Here is a 16267-nt window from a genome sequence, read left to right on the forward strand (position 1 = left end):
CTATTCGACGCGAAACACCTCCGGCCGCTGCGGCGTCGCCGCCTCGTGATAGATATCCCCCAGATAGCCGGCGATCTCCTCTTCGCGCAGATCGGCCGGCAACACGATATCGTGGCTGGGGGCATATTTGCGCTCCGGCAGCGTCACGCGGAACAGCCGCCATTCGTCCCCGATGCGCTTCACGCCCAGCAGGCGGCCGAACACGTTAAAAATCATCATCCGCCATTCCCCCTCTCGTCGCTTTCAGGCTATAACACTGTGATGCCGCCGCAGTGAAAAGGAAAGCGTATGAGTGAAAAAACGCCGCAGTTCTGGCGCGATCCGCAGTTGCCGTTCGTCGAAGCCCGCGCCATCGCGGATGGCCGCCAGGCGTGTTACAGCCTGCACAGCCACGAATTCTTTTCCATCGGCGCCATCACCGGCGGCGTCAGCACCTATGTCAACGGCGAGCGGCGCATGCAGGTTAGCGCCGGCGATCTGGTGATCATCAACCCGCAGCAGGCGCACGCCTGTAATCCGATCGCCGACCGCAATTGGTCGTACATCATGTTCTATCTCGATCTCGCCTGGATCGGCGCGCTGCAGCAGGAGCTGCTCGGCGGCGAAGGCGAGCGTTTTGTTCCGTTCAGCCAGCCGCTCAGTCGCGATCCGGCGCTGTTCCACGGCCTGAATCGCCTTTATGCGCTGCTGACGGATCCGCTGTGCAGCGCGCTGGAAAAACAGATCGCCATGGTGGAGTATTTCAGCGCCCTGCAGCTCGGGCTGGGCGATGTCCGCCAGCCGGAGACGCCGCCGCATAGCCGACTGGAAGCGGCGGCGGCGTTTATCGACGCGCACTGCACCCAGCCGCTGACGCTGGACGACATTTGCCGCGCCGCCGCGCTCTCCCCTTCTTACCTGATCCGCGCCTTCCGCCAGCGTTACGGCATGACGCCGCACGCCTATCTGATCAACCGCCGCGTGCAGCACGGCCATCGGCTATTGAAAAGTGGCCTGCCGATCGCCGCGGCCGCCAGCGAAAGCGGCTTTGCCGATCAGGCGCACTTTCAGCGCACCTTCAAACAGCTGTTGGCCGCCACGCCCGGCCAGTATCAAAAACCCTCCGCCAACAGATAACAAGCGCTGGCCGCCAGCAACGCCGCCATCGCGCGATTAAAGCGTTGTACGTTGCGCGCCTGCCTGAGCAGGCCGCGCAGCATCGCGCCGACATAGGCCCAGCAGGCTACCGAGGCATAGCAAATCACGAAGTAGAGCCCGGCGAACTGCCATAGCAACAGCATGTCGCCATCGCCGACAAAGGCGCCGAGGCTGGCCACCGACGCCAGCCATGCCTTGGGATTCAGCCATTGCATCAGCGCGCCGTACCAGCAGGAAGGCGCCTGCGCCGCGCCGTTGCCCAGCCTGCCGTCGTCAAACGCCAGCCGATAGGCCATAAACAGCAGAAAAGCCACGCCGGCCCACTGGATCAAGCGGGTCAGCCCCGGCCACAGGAGCAGCAGCTGGTGCATGCCCAATCCCAGCAGCACCAGCAACAGGGTAAACCCCAGCGTGGCGCCGAACACATGGCGTTGGGTCGCGCCAAAACCGAATTGCGCCCCGGCGCTTAATGCGACGATGTTGACCGGGCCAGGGGTGATGGAAGCCGCCAGCGCAAACGCGGCCATGGAAAGGTAGATATTCATGATGGACACCTGAGAAAATATTCACAGGCGCCAGAATGCCGACCGCCGCCGACACCGTATTGAACAGAATTACCCTGTTCGGTTCAGCGCACGGCGACGGCCCGGCGGCGCGGCAGCCCGAAGGTGTTGACCGCCATGCCGGCCAGCACCAGCAATGCGCCGCCGAACTGCGCCGGCGACAACGCTTCGTCCAGCAGCAGCCAGGCGGCGAACAGCCCGACCAGCGGCACCAGCAGCGTCAGCGGCGCAACGCGCCAGGTTTCATAGCGCCCCAGCAAGCTGCCCCACACCGAATAACCGAACAGCGTGGCGGCAAACGCCAGATAGGCAACCGCCAGCCAGGTGCCAACCTGCACATGACTCAGGCTGCTCAGCACCACCTCAGGGCCGTCGAACAGCCAGCTGCAGGCCAGGAACGGCACGACCGGGATCGGCGCGCTCCACACCACCAGCGATAAAATATTACGCTGCGGGAAACCGGCCAGGATCTTCTTGTTGGTCAGGTTACCCAGCGCCCAGGAAAACGCCGCCGCCAGCGTCAGCAGCAGGCCCGCCAGGGGGACCGCGCCGCTGCCCGGCTTATGCAGGCTGGCCTGCGCCAGCACCAGCATGCCGCCGCTGGCGATAGCGATGCCGACGAAATGGTTGACCCGCAGCTTTTCTCCCATCAGCACGACGCCCAACAGCAGGGTGAAGAACACCTGCGCCTGCAACACCAGCGAGGCCAGCCCCGCCGGCATGCCCACCTTGATGGCGACGAACAAAAACGCGAACTGCGCGAAGCTCATGGTCATGCCGTACAGCAGCAGCCATTTCCACGGGATCGTCGGGCGCGGGATAAAGAAGATCGCCGGCAACGCCACCAGCAAAAAACGCATCCCGGCCAGCAGAAACGGCGGCATGCCCTGTAAACCGAACTTGATCACGACGAAATTCACGCCCCAGATCACCACCACCAACAGCGCCAACAGCCGATCGCGCAATGTCATCCTCGCCCCGCTTATCCCATTGAAAATTCGCTTTGCCTTGCAGGTTACAACCAAACCGGGCGCATGGACACCGGCACACGCCGGCGATTATTCAGGCATCAGGCCGATAAAGGTGGTCTTCTTGCGCGGGCCGGTCATCAGCGCTTCCAGCTTCTCCACGCACTGCAGGTAGTGCGGAGTCTGCTTGTGCGCCGCCACCGCCTGCTCGTCGCGATAGGCTTCGTAGATGTAAAACCGCGTCGGGATCTGTTCATCCTGCAGCACATCGAAGCGCAGGTTGCCCGGCTCTTCGATCGCGCCCAGGTGATTGGCGCGGAAAACATCGATAAATTCGTCGATTTTGTCTTGTTTAACGTTGATCTCAACCAATGTGACGTGCATGGCAACTCCTTGTTTAAACGGCGCGCCGTAACATGGCGCTTTCCAACCATAGGTTTATTCCCGTCGATTGCCCTGCCGCAACGGCAATTTTGCCGCCTGGCTCACAAATCGCGTCGGCGACGCCCACTCCTCCCCCGGCGGGGTAAGGCGGCGGCATCTATAGTTAACACTCCTCCCCCTGAGAGCATAGGCTATGGATAACTACTTGATGGCGCTGGACGCAGGAACGGGCAGCATTCGCGCGGTGATCTTCGATCTGGCGGGTAACCAGATCGCGCACGGCCAGGCGGAGTGGCAACACCTGGCGGTGCCGGGCGTGCCCGGCTCGATGGAGTTTGACCTCAGCCGCAACTGGCAGCTGGCCTGCCAGTGCATCCGCCAGGCAATGCAACGCGCAGGCTTGAGCGCTCAGGCGATCCGCGCGGTGGCCTGCTGCTCGATGCGTGAAGGCATCGTTCTGTACGACCGCAACGGCGTGCCGATCTGGGCCTGCGCCAACGTCGACGCACGCGCCAGCCACGAAGTCAGCGAGCTGAAAGAGCTGCACAACCACGGCTTCGAACGCGAGGTGTACCAGCACTCCGGCCAGACGCTGGCACTGAGCGCCATGCCGCGCCTGCTGTGGCTGGCGCACCATCGGCCGGACATCTACCGCCAGGCGGCGACGCTGACCATGATCAGCGACTGGCTGGCCAACATGCTGAGCGGCGAACTGGCGGTCGATCCTTCCAACGCCGGCACCACCGGCATGCTGGATCTGACCAGCCGCGACTGGCGGCCGGCGTTGCTCGACTTGGCCGGCCTGCGCGCCGATATTCTGTCGCCGGTGAAAGAGACCGGCAGCGTGCTGGGGCGCGTCACCGAACAGGCGTCGCAGGAGAGCGGGCTGCTGCGCGGCACCCCGGTGGTGATGGGCGGCGGCGACGTGCAGCTCGGCAGCCTGGGGCTCGGCATCGTGCGCGCCGGGCAGACGGCGGTGCTCGGCGGCACCTTCTGGCAGCAAATCGTCAACCTGCCGGAGCCGGCCATCGATCCGGAGATGAACATCCGCATCAACCCCCACGTCATTCCCGGCATGGCGCAGGCGGAATCCATCAGCTTCTTTACCGGCCTGACCATGCGCTGGTTCCGCGACGCCTTCTGCGCGGAAGAAAAATTGCTGGCGGAGCGGCTGGGGATCGACGCCTACAGCCTGCTGGAAGAGATGGCGGCCAGAGTGCCGCCGGGCGCCTACGGCGTGATGCCGATTTTCTCCGACGCCATGCATTTCAAAACCTGGTATCACGCGGCGCCGTCGTTCATCAACATGTCGATCGACCCGGAGCGCTGCAACAAACAGACGCTGTTCCGCGCGCTGGAGGAGAATGCCGCCATCGTCTCCGCCTGCAATCTGGAACAGATCGCCGCCTTCTCCGGCGTGCAGGCCCGTTCGCTGGTGTTCGCCGGCGGCGGCGCCAAGGGCAAGCTGTGGAGCCAGATCCTCAGCGACGTCACCGGGCTGACGGTGCGGGTGCCGGTGGTGAAAGAGGCCACCGCGCTGGGCTGCGCGATCGCCGCCGGCGTCGGCGCCGAGCTGTACGAATCGCTGGCCGAAACCGGCGAGCGCCTGGTGCGCTGGGAGCGCGAGCATCAGCCGGACATGACCCACCACGCGCTGTATCAGGAACAGAAAGAAACCTGGCGGCGGGTCTACGCCGATCAGTTGACGCTGGTGGACAACGGCCTGACCACCTCGCTGTGGAAAGCGCCGGGGCTGTAAGCGCCACGCGGCATTCGGTCATAACCTTATGCCGTTTTATTCCTTTCCTCTCGGCGCGGCGCAAGCCGCGCTTTAACTCACTGCCGCGATTGTTCCTCCTCAGAAACAGTGTAACCACCGCAGATGGATTTATCCGCGACTTGCACCTGCCGTAGATTGTGACTTCGGTCACACCGTGCCCCGCGCACGGCCTGCGCATTCACCTGAGACGAGCGGCATTATGCTGAATAATAAAGATAACCCTGCATCATCCCCGTGGCCGGCGATCTTCTCGCTGACGGTCGCCTGTTTTGTCATGGTCACCACCGAGTTTCTGCCGATCGGCCTGCTGACCAACATCGCCCCCTCGCTCGGCGTCAGCACCGGCACCGCCGGGCTGATGGTCACCATGCCCGGCATCGTGGCGGCGGTGGCCGCCCCCGCATTGAGCCTGATTTCCGGCCGTCTGGATCGGCGTTTACTGATGTTGGGGCTGTCGCTGTTGCTGATGGTGTCCAACCTGGTGGCGGCGCTGGCCGTCAACTTCCCGATGATGCTGCTGGGCCGCGTGCTGCTGGGCATCTGCGTCGGCGGTTTCTGGTCGTTCGCCGCCAACTACGGCCGCCATCTGGTGCCGGAAGCCAGCCAGGGCCGCGCCACCGCGCTGATCCTCAGCGGCATCTCGGTCGGCGCGGTGTGCGGCGTGCCGGCCGGGGCGCTGATCGGCGATCTGTTCGGCTGGCGCGCCGCCTTCTTCGGCGGTGCGGCATTGGCGGTCGGCGTACTGGCGGCGCAGCTGCGTTTGCTGACCTCGGTGCCGCCTTCCCGGCCGGTCACGCCGCGCGATCTGGTGCTGCCGCTGCGCCTGCCGATGGCGCGCATCGGCCTGATCGCCATCGTGCTGCTGTTCATCGGCCACTTCGCCGCCTACACCTACCTGCGGCCGCTGCTGCAACAGGTGTTCGTGCTCAGCCCGTCGGCGATCTCGCTGCAGCTGTTGGCCTATGGCGCCATCGGCCTGCTGGGCACTTTCCTCGGCGAGCGTCTGGGGGAATACAGCCTGCGAGCCACCTTTATTCTGATCGCCGCCATGCTGGCGGGCATTTTGATCGTTTCGCCGCTGCTCAGCGGCCTCGCCGGCGCCACGCTGATGGTGCTGGTGTGGGGGCTGGCCTTTGGCGCCGTCCCGGTGTGCGCCACCAACTGGATGTTCGCCGCCGTGCCGCAGGCGCCGGAAGCCGGCCAGGCGCTGTTGGTGTGCGTCATCCAGATCGCGCTGGCCTCCGGCGCACTGCTGGGCGGTGAAGTGGTGGACTGGCAGGGCGTCAGCAGCGCGATGCTGTTCGGCGGCGCGCTGATCCTCTCCGCCACGCTGGTGTTCGGCCTCAGCTTGCGCTCCGGCGCGATTGGCGCTAAACAGTGTTAATCATTATCTATCTGCAGAAACATGCCCCGGCCACCGCCGGGGCATGGCGTTGAGAACCTATGGACCATCATTTGCTCGCTATCCGGGTATTTAACCGCGTGGTGGAAACCGGCGGCTTTACCCGCGCCGCCGATTCGCTGGGCATGCCGAAAGCGACGGTCACCAAGCTGATCCAAAATCTGGAGGATCACCTGCAGACCAAGCTGTTTCAGCGCACCACTCGCAGCGTGTCGGTCACCCGCGAAGGCGAATGCTATTACCAAAATACGGTGAAATGGCTGGCGGATTTGGAGCAGATGGAGGGCTGCCTGACCGAGTCGCAAAGTTCTCCGCAGGGCGTGCTGCGCATCGACACCGGCAGCGGCACCGCTCGCCAACTGCTGTTGCCGGCGCTGCCCGGCTTTTTAGAACGCTACCCGCAAATCCAAATCGATCTCAGCATCGGCGATCGCGTTATCGATCTGATCAGCGACAGCGCCGACTGCGTGATCCGCAGCGGCCCATTGGCCGACTCCAGCCTGATCGCCCGGCGTCTGTTCGATCTGGACTGGGTCAGCTGCGCCACCCCGGCTTATCTGGCGCGCCACGGCGCCCCGCGCCACCCGTGCGATCTGGAACAGGGTTTTCCGATGGTGCACTACCGCCATCCGGTCAACGACCGCATCCATCCGCAACGCTATGTCGAACGCGGCAAAGAGATCGCCATCCAGCAGCGCTACCCGGTCAGCATCAATGAAGGCAACGCGCTGCTGGCGGCGAGCCTGGCCGGATTAGGCATCATCCAGATTTATCGGTTTATGGCGCAGCCGCACCTCGAGCGCGGCGAACTGGTCAGCCTGCTGCACGACTGGCAGCCGCCGCCGGAGCAGATGTACGTGGTCTACCCGTCCAATCGCCACCTCAGCGGCAAGCTGCGGGCGTTCATCGACTGGGCGGTGGAGACGTTTCATTAACCGGCCGCTTAGGCAGGAGCGGCTTTTTTCCCGACTTTAAAAAAATAGGCACATCATGCATATCGAACCGCTGCTCGCCCATCGCCGGCGCATTGAGGAACTGGCCGCGTTGCTGCACCAGGAATGGGGCGCCTTTGCGCAGTGGAGCAGCCGCGATACCATCAGCCGGCGGCTGGCTGAACGCTGCGCACCCGAGAGCCAAGGCGTCGTGTTGCTGGCGCTGTCGCCGCAGCAACAGATCGTCGGCACCGCCAGTTTGACGCTATATGAATTGACGGATAAACCGGAGCGCCAATACTGGCTGAGTGAAGTCTTTACCCACCCGCAGCACCGCGGCCAAGGCATTGCCCGCAACCTGATCGCGCGCTGCATCGAGCACGGCCGAATCCAGGGCATCAGCGAACTGTATCTGTATACGCCCGACCAGCAGACGCTGTATCAGAAACTCGGCTGGCGCCCTCTGGAGCAACGCCAGGTCGCCGGTGAAACCGTCACGGTGATGAGCCGCACGTTGTAGCCGCACGCAGTGTGGTATTATTGGCGCATATTGATTTCCGACGGACGACCACCATGGCCTATATCCCCAAAAACTATGCGAAGCTGGAAACCGGCTACCGCGAAAAAGCGCTGAAACTGTTCCCCTGGGTGTGTGGGCGCTGCTCACGCGAGTTCGTCTATTCCAACCTGCGCGAACTGACGGTGCACCACATCGATCACGATCACAGCAACAACCCGGAAGACGGCAGCAACTGGGAAATGTTGTGTCTGTATTGCCACGACCACGAGCACTCGAAATACACCGAGGCCGATCAATACGGTTCGACGGTAGTGGCCGGTGAAGACGCGCAGAAAGATGTCGGCGTCGCCACCCACAATCCGTTCGCCAACCTGAAAGCGATGATGAAGAAATAATGCCGCAAACAGCTTAATAGCCAATTAACTTATTAAGCTGTTAAATTAATAAACCCACCTCCGCATCGCCACTTCCCAGAGAATTCCTACTTACCCATCCGGTCCATTCACCGCAAAATAAGCTGCGCAGTTAACAACATACTGGCTTGGCAAGCCGCCGCAGTTGGTGCATATTGTTCGCGAGTTGTTCTTGTTAACCTGTTTGATTATCAACCTAATAAGCACATTAACTTAATAAGTTACCCGCTTAATAACTTGAGAGATGGCAGCATGATTGTTCTGATTGGCTCGCAAAAAGGCGGCGTCGGCAAATCGACGAAAGCAGTGAATATCGCCGGGTATCTGATTCTTAAGCAAGGCAAGACGGCGATCATCGTCGATGCCGACGACCAGAAATCGATCATGACCTGGTACAACGACCGTCAGAACGTCGAGGGGCTGCCGCACATTCCGGTGGTGGCCGCGTCGGGTAAAATCAAGGAAACGCTGCTGGAGCTCGATCGCCATTACGACTACGTGATCGTCGATACCGCCGGCCGCGACAGCGCCGAACTGCGCTCCGGCCTGCTGGCCGCCGATCTGTTCCTCTCGCCGCTGCGCCCTTCGCAGATGGATCTCGACACCATCGGCTATCTGTCGGAGATGTTCTCCACCGCGCAGGAATATAACGAGAAGGTCAAAGGCTACATCGTGCTGAACATGTGCCCGACCAATATCTTCATTAATGAAGCCAACGAAGCGGCGCAGGTGCTGAGTGAATACCCGGAGTTCACCCTGGTGAGCAATCGCCTGTGCGACCGCAAGATTTACCGCGACGCCTGGGGTGAAGCCATCACCGTGCACGAAGCGAACAATGAAAAGGCGCAGACCGAAATTGAATGCCTGGTGAAAGAGGTGATCCTGTGAAGAAACGCACCCCCACCCACCGCATGTCGGAAGACGAATTCATCAACAGCGCCACCTCGCACACGTTGCCGGTCGCGGCGCCCGCGCCGGAAACCAAGCCGGCTGGCCGCAAGCGCACCTATAAGGCGATTTCCGTCAGCCTGACGGACAACCACATCGAAGCCATCGATGAGGTGATCGTGCAGGCGGCGCGCAACGGCATCGTGCGCATCACCCGCTCCGACATCATCAAGCTCGCCATCGACGGGCTGGCGGAGAAAAGCGAAGCGCAGCTGCTGGAACTGCTGAAGAAGCTCTGACCGCACGGCAGCCGCCGGCTGACCCAGCCGGCGGGCCGTTATCATCTTGAGTTCCCCGCCACCTCGCACCGGTAGTCCTGAATTTCGCCGGCCGAGCCCAGGTTCAGATCGGTCAACGTCAAACGGTTCGCCAACAGCAGCATCTCGCCCTGCGGGCTGACCGCCAGCGCCAGACCGTAATTGCCGATGCTGTCGCCCTGCTCGGCCACATAGTTTTGCAACAAGCGGAAAGGATCTTCCTGGGTTAAATCGGTGCCCGCCAATTTTCTGGCCAGGTAGTGGTGGCCGACCAATTTCACCGCCAGCGGTCGCCACTGTTGATCTAATTGCTCCGCCTGTTCCCCCAGCGCGTTATAGACATCCTGGCGCAAGCAGGCAACGTGAATATGCAGCTGATTCTGAGAACGGCCATATTTCGAATTGACCGCCAGAGAAAGCCACGCGTCTTTTAACGGTTTACCCAGCTCGCCGGATATATGTTCGCGGTTGTTCCAGGCCAGGGCGAAATAATGCGGCGTTCGCTCCGCTTGCAATATCGGGCTCTCGATGCCGCTGACCTTTTCGGTTGGCATCACCAGATCGTGATAGGGACCTTTGCTGTCTTTAAACAGGACATATCCCTCGGTTAAATCCACCTTTAAGCAGGGCGCAGGATCGTGGTTCTGCTGCTGATTGGGCACGCACTGCTGGCTAACGATTTGCCATAACGCATTCGGATTGCCGCGCCCGAAGAACCACCACAGCACCGCCGCCAGCAGCAAAATAACAAGCAAAATAATTAATAGTCTGAAAAGTCTTTTCATCGCGACGCCCTGTTTAGCTATTCCATCTTGAAAGGAGCGCCAGCATAAATCAAGGCTCCGGCCTCGACCAGAATATTATCCTTAATGCCACCTTTCATTGACCTCTTGTTAGCAAAGGATAATGACAAATACGTCGCCACCTGAGTAATTTAAGGTAAATTAATACCGCAGGTTGAATATGAGTATGATATAAGCAGCCGGACTCTCTTTATATAAGGAACCGATAAGATGCCAACGATGGGCAAATCCCTGCATTACCTCGACGTGGGTTCGGGCTTTCCGTTGCTGCTGGGCCACAGCTATCTGTTCGATCTGAATATGTGGGCGCCGCAGTTCGAAGCGCTGGCGAAACGCTACCGCCTGATCGTGCCGGATCTCTGGGGCCACGGCGATTCACCGGCGCTGCCGCCCGGGCGAAACAGCCTGTCGGATATCGCCGCCGATCATTTGGCGCTGATGGATCGTTTGGATATTGAAGAGTTCGGCATCGTCGGCCTGTCCGTCGGCGGCATGTGGGGCGCCGAACTGGCGGCGCTGGCGCCGGAGCGGGTGAAAGTGCTGGCGCTGCTGGACAGCTACCTGGGCGACGAAACGCCGGAGGCGCGGCAACGCTATATGGGCATGCTGGCCGCCGTGGAACAGGCCGGCGCCATCGCATCGCCGCTGCTGGAACATGTCGCGTCGCTGTTTTATTCCGATGATGTCCCCGACGCCTTATTGCAATCGCTGCTGTGCCAGCTCCAGAGCCTGCCCGCCGATCGCCTGCGCGAGAGCATCGTACCGCTGGGCCGGATGATCTTTGGCCGCCCCGACAAGCTGGCGCTGCTGGAAAACATCACCGCTGCCAGCATCGTCATCACCGGCGCGCAAGATAAGCCGCGCCCGCCGGCAGAAGGCCAGCGCATGGCGGATATTCTCGGCTGTCGGCATGTACTGATCCCTGACGCCGGGCATATCAGCAACAAGGAAAACCCGACGGCGGTCAACGAAACGCTGCTGGCGTTTCTGGCTGAAAACACTACGCCACTGTTCTGGTAAGATGCTCCGGGCCGCTGGCCCGGAGATTCCCTTCAGACGAAGCCTTAAGGAGGGGGGGCTAAATCCGGCGCTTATTGGCCGATAGACGTCAGCCCCTGGCGGATCCCTTCGTCAGCCTGCTGACACCACGCCTGCAGACCCTGCGGCGCTTCCTTCTCCAACGCAACCACGTTGCCGTCGTCGTTCAGCACATTGCCTTCACGGCCCATCGCTTCGCGCTTGTCGCCGTCGCGGGTGTCGACGCCGCCGGGGATCGCCGCCACGTAGGCCACCATTTTCTTGGCGTTGTCGATGCTGTCCGCTTTCAGGAAACCTTTATCGACACAGTAGGACATCAGCCCGGCGGTATTACGCGTGATGTCATAGACGTTTTTCAACGCGGCAGGATCCATCCCTTCGGCGTTGGCGGTGTTGAACAAGCCCAGAGTCGCGGCAATCATGCCGGTCAGAATGATCTTTTTCATTGTTATCTCGTTTTAATAATGAATTATTTAGCTTTGAATTATTCACAAAAATAATGTGAATATCGGTACGGTATAACGGCGGCCCAGATTAACACAACCCTGACGCGTTAATAACTGTGATTAAGTTAACCTCCCATAAAATAAAAATGCATGATGGAGTTATTATTCCGCCCGGCGTCAGTTTTTTACGCGCGACATTAACCGCACCCAATTCAATTTAAAATAGTCTCACAGGGAATTATTTACAACGGAAGCGTTGGTCTGCGGTCAATCGCGCCCCCGCCCTTTGCTAAAACCACAGGCGTGGCATAGCCTGTTAAGACGCGCCACGCCTTAGGGGAAGGAGAGCCGCATGAACCATTCCGTCCGGCCGCCGCAATGCGACGACAAAACCATTCTCGATATCACGATGAATTTATATCTCTATCCGGCGGCGCTTATTGCGCACCGCCTGGGCATCTTTGAGTTTATTGCTCTGCACCCCCGCAATCTGACCGATATATGCGCTCAGGCCAATGTGGAAAAACGCCCGGCGGAGACGCTGGTCATGGCGCTAGTGGCATTGAAATTGATCGCCAGAGACGGCGAAACATTCTCTCTGACGCCGGAAGCGGAAATCTTTTTGTTAAAAAACAACCCGCATTACTTCGGCTATTTTTGGGATTTGATGATTGAAAACAGCGAGATTTTCACGCTGCAAAACCTGGAAAGCGCCATCAGAAAGAATACTTCGCAGGTGTATGGCGAGCAGGAGCTGTTTGAAACGCATACGCTCGACGCCGACAGAATGCGGCGTTTTACCCACGCCATGCACAGCCTGAGCATGGGATCGGCCAGCGTTTGGCCAACGTTGCTGCCCCTCGGCGCCTGCCGCGCGGCGCTGGATATCGGCGGCGCCTCCGGCGCCCATGCCATCAGCCTGGCGGCCCACTGGCCGGCGCTCACGTGCACCGTGTTCGATCTGCCGGAGGTGTGCCCGCTCGCCGCCGACTACGCGCGCCATTACGGCCTCAGCCACCGCATCGGCACCCACAGCGGCGATATGTGGCGCGATCCCTACCCGGCGGCGGATCTGCACCTGTACTCCAATATTTTCCACGACTGGCCGATGGACAAGAACCGCTTCCTGGCGCAAAAGAGCTATGCGGCCCTCCCGCCCGGAGGCAGGATCGTGATCCACGAAGTGCTGTACAACGATGACGGCGACGGCCCGCCTGCCGCCGCGGGGTACAGCCTGATGATGATGGGATGGACGCAGGGCCGCCAATACTCCGGCAAGGAAATCGGCGGCCTGCTGCGCGACATCGGCTTCGGGCCCGCTCAGGTACTGCCGTCGCTCAGCTATTTCAGCATCGTCACGGCGCAAAAACCCCTGACTTAACGGTTCACCGATCGCGCCATGCGGCTGTAGGTGTGGCGCACGCCGCGAATCGCCACGCTGTAGGCGAAGATGTTTTCCGGCAGCGCCAACCCCAAATAGCCGGTATCGCCGATATGATGCAGATCGGCGCCGGCCATTTTGCTCATCAGCGCAATCTGCCGCACGGTCTGCACGTCGGCCCCCTCTTGCGAGGTGCCGATCGCCGTCATCGCCAGCGCGCCCTGCCGCTGGGCAAAGGCGATCAACGCCGCCACTTTCTCCTGCGACATGCCGGGAATGGTGCCCGGCGCCGGCAACAGCACGATGTCCGCGCCGTTTTCCACGAACAGCGCGATGTCCCGCTCGCCGATCAGCTGGCTGCCGCTTTCGCGCACAATGCCCGCGCCGTGCATTTTGCCGGTCACCAGCACCATCTCGTCGCCCACTTCATCGCGGATCGCTTTCAGCGCGGCGGCGATCGCCTGATTGCTGACGCCGTTGTTCGGGTTGCCGGTCAGCACCAGCATGCGCGCGCCGAGTTGATACAGTTTACGGGCATTTTCGGCGGTGGCGGCGCGGCCCGCCGTCATCTGCCAGAAGTCGTTATGTTCGGTGGCGAAAGCCGGATCGACAGCCTCCAGGTTCACCCCGATCACCCGCCCGGTCAGGCGCTGCAGCGTGCGCAGCGCCTCCTGCGGCGGCACGTCGGCGGGCAGGCCCGCGATATGCGGACGATCGACGTCAAACAGGTTCAACAGCAACAGATCGGCGCCCTGACTGGCCGCCAGTTCGGCATTGGTGACGTTATTGAGCAGCGGCTGAGTGACCGCGATGGTTTCGCTGACCAAAATGCGCCCTTCGCTGGCGCGTATGGCGTAGAGCAGATCGGCTTTGCCGATATCGGCCAGATCGCTGGCGCTGCAGTCCAGATACCGTTTCATGAGGCAAGCTCCGGTGACATTAGCGGAAAGGATGGATCCCCCTCTCCCACCGCAGTGAAAGAGGGGGAAAAGGTTACTTCAGCGTAAAGCTTTGCGCCTGCACGTTGTCGGAATCCAGGCCGACGAACACGTTGAATTTGCCCGGCTCCGCCCCCCATTTCAGGCTGGCGTTGTAGAACTTCAGATCGTCTTCGCTAATCGGCAGTTCGACCTGCTGCGACTGACCGGCCTTCAGCATCACTTTCTTGAAGTTGCGCAGCTCCTTCACCGGCCGGCTGACCGAGGCGGTCACGTCCTGCAGATACAGCTGCACCACCGTGGCGCCGTCGTACTTGCCGGTATTCTTCAGCGTGACGCTGGCGGTTAGCTTGCCGTTGCGCGCCATCGTCGGGCTGGATAATTTCAGATCCGACAGGCTGAAGGTGGTGTAGCTCAGGCCGTAACCGAACGGATACAGCGGGCCGTTCGGCGAATCGAAGTAGCGTGAGGTGTACTTGCCCGGATTCTCCTTGCCGAACGGACGGCCGGTGTTCAGGTGGTTGTAGTACATCGGGATCTGGCCGACCGAGCGCGGGAAGGTCATCGGCAGCTTGCCCGACGGGTTATAGTCGCCGAACAACACGTCCGCCACCGCGTTGCCGCCCTCGGTGCCGCTGTACCAGGTTTCCAGCATCGCGTCCGCCTGCTCGCTCTCCCAGCTCAGCGCCAGCGGCCGGCCGTTCATCAGCACCAGCACCAGCGGCTTGCCGGTGGCTTTCAGTGCGGCGATCAAATCGCGTTGGCTCTGCGGGATCGTGATGTCGGCGCGGCTGGAGGCCTCATGCGCCATGCCCTGCGATTCCCCCACCACCGCCACCACCACGTCGGCCTTGTTCGCCGCCTGTACCGCTTCGTCGATCATCTGCTGCGGCGAGCGGGTATCGTACGCCACCGCCGGCTCATACTCGTTCAGATAGTCGATGATGCCTTTATCCTGCGTGACGTTGGCGCCCTTGGCGTACAGAATGCGCGCCTTGTCGCCCACCGCCCGCTCCAGCCCTTCGCGCAGGGTGACCGACTGTTTAACCACCCCGGCGGCGGACCAACTGCCCATCACATCGCGCTGGCTGTCGGCCATCGGCCCGACCAGCGCGATGGTCGCCTGCTTGCTCAGCGGCAGCGTCTGCTTATCGTTCTTCAGCAACACCATCGTCTTGCGCGCCACCACCCGCGCTTCGGCGCGGTGCAGACGGCTTTCGGCGTTGGTGTCCTGCGGATCGGAACCCGCCGGGCCCAGATGCACGTAAGGATTGGTGAACAGCCCCATGTCGTATTTGGTGTTCAGCACGTCGCGGCAGGCGCGGTCGATATCGCTTTCAGGCACCAGCCCGTCCTTCACCAGACCCGGCAGGTACTTGTCGTAGAACTCGTCGCTCATGCTCATGTCGACGCCGGAGGTGATCGCCAGGCGCACCGCGTCGCGCGCGTCGGCGGCCACGCCGTGTTTAATCAGCTCTTTGATCGCGCCGTGGTCGCTGATGGTGATGCCTTTAAAGCCCCACTGTTCGCGCAGCAGATCTTTCAGCAGCCACGGGTTGGCGGTGGCCGGCACGCCGTTGATCGCGTTGAGCGACACCATCACCCCGCCGCTGCCGGCGTCCACCGCCGCTTTGTAAGGCGGCAGATAGTCCTGATGCATGCGCAGCGGGCTCATGTCGACAGTGTTGTAATCGCGGCCGCCTTCGACGGCGCCGTACAATGCAAAGTGCTTGACGCTGGCCATCACCGAACCGGGTTTGGCCGGATCGCCGTTCTGGAAACCGTCGACCATCACCTTGGCGATTTTCGATACCAGCCAGGTATCTTCGCCGAAGCCTTCGGACACCCGGCCCCAGCGCGGATCGCGGGTAATATCGACCATCGGCGCGAAGGTCATGTTCAGGCCATCGTCGCTGGCCTCCTGCGCCGCCACGCGGGCGCTGAGCGCAATGGCTTCCAGATCGAAGCTGGCCGCCAGCCCCAGGCTGATCGGGAACACGGTGCGCTGGCCATGCACCACGTCATAGGCGAAGAACAACGGGATTTTCAGGCGGCTGAGCTGCATCGCCTGATCCTGCATCACCCGGATATCCGGCCGGGTAACGGTATTGAAGATGGCGCCGATCTGCCCTTTGCGGATCCCCTCGCGGATCGCTTCTTTCGGGTTATCCGGCCCGACGCTGATCAGCCGCAGCTGGCCGATCTTCTCTTCCAGCGTCATCTGCTTCATCAAATTGGACACGAAGGCGTCGCGCTGCTGGGCGTGAATGCCCTGCGTTATCGGCGTTTCCTGCGCAAAAGCCGGACTGAGGGCCAGACCGGACAACATACTCACCACACAAAGCCATTTCATCTTG

The 16267-nt window shown here is 61.3% G+C and carries 18 protein-coding genes; 10 read left to right on the top strand and 8 right to left on the bottom strand.

The window, feature by feature from the left end; all coding sequences use genetic code 11:
* Positions 1-219 carry a DUF7661 family protein gene (locus ACJ8KE_RS11195; protein ID WP_016928610.1) on the bottom strand — a complete coding sequence of 73 codons (219 nt, stop codon included), beginning with the start codon at positions 217-219 and terminating at the stop codon, positions 1-3.
* Between the two features lie 69 nt (positions 220-288).
* On the opposite strand from ACJ8KE_RS11195, the gene ACJ8KE_RS11200 reads away from it, so the two are divergent.
* Complete coding sequence (locus ACJ8KE_RS11200) at positions 289-1116, top strand: AraC family transcriptional regulator (protein WP_033640996.1); 828 nt, start codon at positions 289-291, stop codon at positions 1114-1116.
* On the opposite strand, the gene ACJ8KE_RS11205 is transcribed toward ACJ8KE_RS11200, so the two are convergent.
* The 3 genes from ACJ8KE_RS11205 to lsrG all read right to left on the bottom strand — a co-directional run bounded on the left by ACJ8KE_RS11205 (position 1092) and on the right by lsrG (position 3052).
* Positions 1092-1682 carry a LysE family translocator gene (locus ACJ8KE_RS11205; protein ID WP_016928612.1) on the bottom strand — a complete coding sequence of 197 codons (591 nt, stop codon included), beginning with the start codon at positions 1680-1682 and terminating at the stop codon, positions 1092-1094. The two genes, ACJ8KE_RS11200 and ACJ8KE_RS11205, sit on opposite strands and share 25 nt — an antisense overlap.
* Before the next feature lie 83 nt (positions 1683-1765).
* Positions 1766-2671: an O-acetylserine/cysteine exporter gene (locus ACJ8KE_RS11210; protein WP_004939557.1), complete on the bottom strand. Its 906-nt coding sequence runs from the start codon at positions 2669-2671 to the stop codon at positions 1766-1768.
* 87 nt (positions 2672-2758) lie between these two features.
* Positions 2759-3052 (bottom strand): (4S)-4-hydroxy-5-phosphonooxypentane-2,3-dione isomerase, encoded by a 294-nt coding sequence (gene lsrG / locus ACJ8KE_RS11215; RefSeq protein ID WP_004939559.1) that lies wholly within the window; start codon positions 3050-3052, stop codon positions 2759-2761.
* Positions 3053-3245: 193 nt separating this feature from the next.
* Between lsrG and lsrK the strand changes: the two genes are divergently transcribed.
* The 7 genes from lsrK (at position 3246) to ACJ8KE_RS11250 (ending at position 9286) form a co-directional block, all read left to right on the top strand.
* A complete protein-coding gene (gene lsrK / locus ACJ8KE_RS11220; protein WP_306376669.1) occupies positions 3246-4811 on the top strand; it encodes an autoinducer-2 kinase in 1566 nt (521 codons plus the stop codon).
* Positions 4812-5031: 220 nt separating this feature from the next.
* A complete protein-coding gene (locus tag ACJ8KE_RS11225) occupies positions 5032-6216 on the top strand; it encodes an MFS transporter (RefSeq protein WP_016928616.1) in 1185 nt (394 codons plus the stop codon).
* Positions 6217-6275: 59 nt separating this feature from the next.
* Entirely contained in the window at positions 6276-7169 is an 894-nt protein-coding gene (locus ACJ8KE_RS11230; protein WP_016928617.1) for a LysR family transcriptional regulator, read from the top strand.
* A 55-nt stretch (positions 7170-7224) separates the two neighbouring features.
* Positions 7225-7686 (top strand): GNAT family N-acetyltransferase, encoded by a 462-nt coding sequence (locus tag ACJ8KE_RS11235; protein WP_033652401.1) that lies wholly within the window; start codon positions 7225-7227, stop codon positions 7684-7686.
* Between the two features lie 53 nt (positions 7687-7739).
* Entirely contained in the window at positions 7740-8081 is a 342-nt protein-coding gene (yajD, locus tag ACJ8KE_RS11240) for an HNH nuclease YajD (protein WP_016928619.1), read from the top strand.
* A 270-nt stretch (positions 8082-8351) separates the two neighbouring features.
* Complete coding sequence (locus ACJ8KE_RS11245; RefSeq protein WP_016928620.1) at positions 8352-8987, top strand: AAA family ATPase; 636 nt, start codon at positions 8352-8354, stop codon at positions 8985-8987.
* Complete coding sequence (locus ACJ8KE_RS11250; protein ID WP_033641003.1) at positions 8984-9286, top strand: hypothetical protein; 303 nt, start codon at positions 8984-8986, stop codon at positions 9284-9286. The genes ACJ8KE_RS11245 and ACJ8KE_RS11250 overlap by 4 nt, the downstream gene beginning before the upstream one ends.
* Positions 9287-9327: 41 nt before the next feature.
* Here the strand turns inward: ACJ8KE_RS11250 and ACJ8KE_RS11255 are convergent, their stop codons facing one another.
* Complete coding sequence (locus ACJ8KE_RS11255) at positions 9328-10089, bottom strand: CDP-diacylglycerol diphosphatase (protein WP_442517243.1); 762 nt, start codon at positions 10087-10089, stop codon at positions 9328-9330.
* Between the two features lie 237 nt (positions 10090-10326).
* Here ACJ8KE_RS11255 and ACJ8KE_RS11260 point away from each other — a divergent pair, with 237 nt between their 5' ends.
* The gene (locus tag ACJ8KE_RS11260) at positions 10327-11127 is read left to right on the top strand and encodes an alpha/beta fold hydrolase (protein WP_442517280.1); all 801 of its coding nucleotides are present in this window, start codon (positions 10327-10329) and stop codon (positions 11125-11127) included.
* A gap of 71 nt (positions 11128-11198) precedes the next feature.
* Here ACJ8KE_RS11260 and ACJ8KE_RS11265 read toward each other — a convergent pair whose 3' ends face one another.
* Positions 11199-11591, bottom strand: a complete 393-nt coding sequence (locus tag ACJ8KE_RS11265; protein ID WP_016928624.1) for a hypothetical protein — start codon at positions 11589-11591, stop codon at positions 11199-11201.
* A gap of 352 nt (positions 11592-11943) precedes the next feature.
* Between ACJ8KE_RS11265 and ACJ8KE_RS11270 the strand changes: the two genes are divergently transcribed.
* Complete coding sequence (locus tag ACJ8KE_RS11270; protein ID WP_442517244.1) at positions 11944-12972, top strand: methyltransferase; 1029 nt, start codon at positions 11944-11946, stop codon at positions 12970-12972.
* On the opposite strand, the gene ACJ8KE_RS11275 is transcribed toward ACJ8KE_RS11270, so the two are convergent.
* Positions 12969-13892 (bottom strand): DUF7916 family protein, encoded by a 924-nt coding sequence (locus tag ACJ8KE_RS11275; RefSeq protein ID WP_048795758.1) that lies wholly within the window; start codon positions 13890-13892, stop codon positions 12969-12971. The two genes, ACJ8KE_RS11270 and ACJ8KE_RS11275, sit on opposite strands and share 4 nt — an antisense overlap.
* A 73-nt stretch (positions 13893-13965) precedes the next feature.
* Positions 13966-16263: a beta-glucosidase BglX gene (bglX, locus tag ACJ8KE_RS11280; RefSeq protein ID WP_442517245.1), complete on the bottom strand. Its 2298-nt coding sequence runs from the start codon at positions 16261-16263 to the stop codon at positions 13966-13968.
* Positions 16264-16267: the final 4 nt, after the last annotated feature.

The organism is Serratia sp. CY56464 (genome assembly GCF_052168435.1).
Lineage (GTDB): Bacteria > Pseudomonadota > Gammaproteobacteria > Enterobacterales > Enterobacteriaceae > Serratia > Serratia marcescens.

Coding starts and splice junctions, on each gene's coding strand:
- ACJ8KE_RS11195 (WP_016928610.1), bottom strand. CDS start 219: ATGATGATTTTTAACGTGTTCGGCCGCCTGCTGGGCGTGAAGCGCATC.
- ACJ8KE_RS11200 (WP_033640996.1), top strand. CDS start 289: ATGAGTGAAAAAACGCCGCAGTTCTGGCGCGATCCGCAGTTGCCGTTC.
- ACJ8KE_RS11205 (WP_016928612.1), bottom strand. CDS start 1,682: ATGAATATCTACCTTTCCATGGCCGCGTTTGCGCTGGCGGCTTCCATC.
- ACJ8KE_RS11210 (WP_004939557.1), bottom strand. CDS start 2,671: ATGACATTGCGCGATCGGCTGTTGGCGCTGTTGGTGGTGGTGATCTGG.
- lsrG (WP_004939559.1), bottom strand. CDS start 3,052: ATGCACGTCACATTGGTTGAGATCAACGTTAAACAAGACAAAATCGAC.
- lsrK (WP_306376669.1), top strand. CDS start 3,246: ATGGATAACTACTTGATGGCGCTGGACGCAGGAACGGGCAGCATTCGC.
- ACJ8KE_RS11225 (WP_016928616.1), top strand. CDS start 5,032: ATGCTGAATAATAAAGATAACCCTGCATCATCCCCGTGGCCGGCGATC.
- ACJ8KE_RS11230 (WP_016928617.1), top strand. CDS start 6,276: ATGGACCATCATTTGCTCGCTATCCGGGTATTTAACCGCGTGGTGGAA.
- ACJ8KE_RS11235 (WP_033652401.1), top strand. CDS start 7,225: ATGCATATCGAACCGCTGCTCGCCCATCGCCGGCGCATTGAGGAACTG.
- yajD (WP_016928619.1), top strand. CDS start 7,740: ATGGCCTATATCCCCAAAAACTATGCGAAGCTGGAAACCGGCTACCGC.
- ACJ8KE_RS11245 (WP_016928620.1), top strand. CDS start 8,352: ATGATTGTTCTGATTGGCTCGCAAAAAGGCGGCGTCGGCAAATCGACG.
- ACJ8KE_RS11255 (WP_442517243.1), bottom strand. CDS start 10,089: ATGAAAAGACTTTTCAGACTATTAATTATTTTGCTTGTTATTTTGCTG.
- ACJ8KE_RS11260 (WP_442517280.1), top strand. CDS start 10,327: ATGGGCAAATCCCTGCATTACCTCGACGTGGGTTCGGGCTTTCCGTTG.
- ACJ8KE_RS11265 (WP_016928624.1), bottom strand. CDS start 11,591: ATGAAAAAGATCATTCTGACCGGCATGATTGCCGCGACTCTGGGCTTG.
- ACJ8KE_RS11270 (WP_442517244.1), top strand. CDS start 11,944: ATGAACCATTCCGTCCGGCCGCCGCAATGCGACGACAAAACCATTCTC.
- ACJ8KE_RS11275 (WP_048795758.1), bottom strand. CDS start 13,892: ATGAAACGGTATCTGGACTGCAGCGCCAGCGATCTGGCCGATATCGGC.
- bglX (WP_442517245.1), bottom strand. CDS start 16,263: ATGAAATGGCTTTGTGTGGTGAGTATGTTGTCCGGTCTGGCCCTCAGT.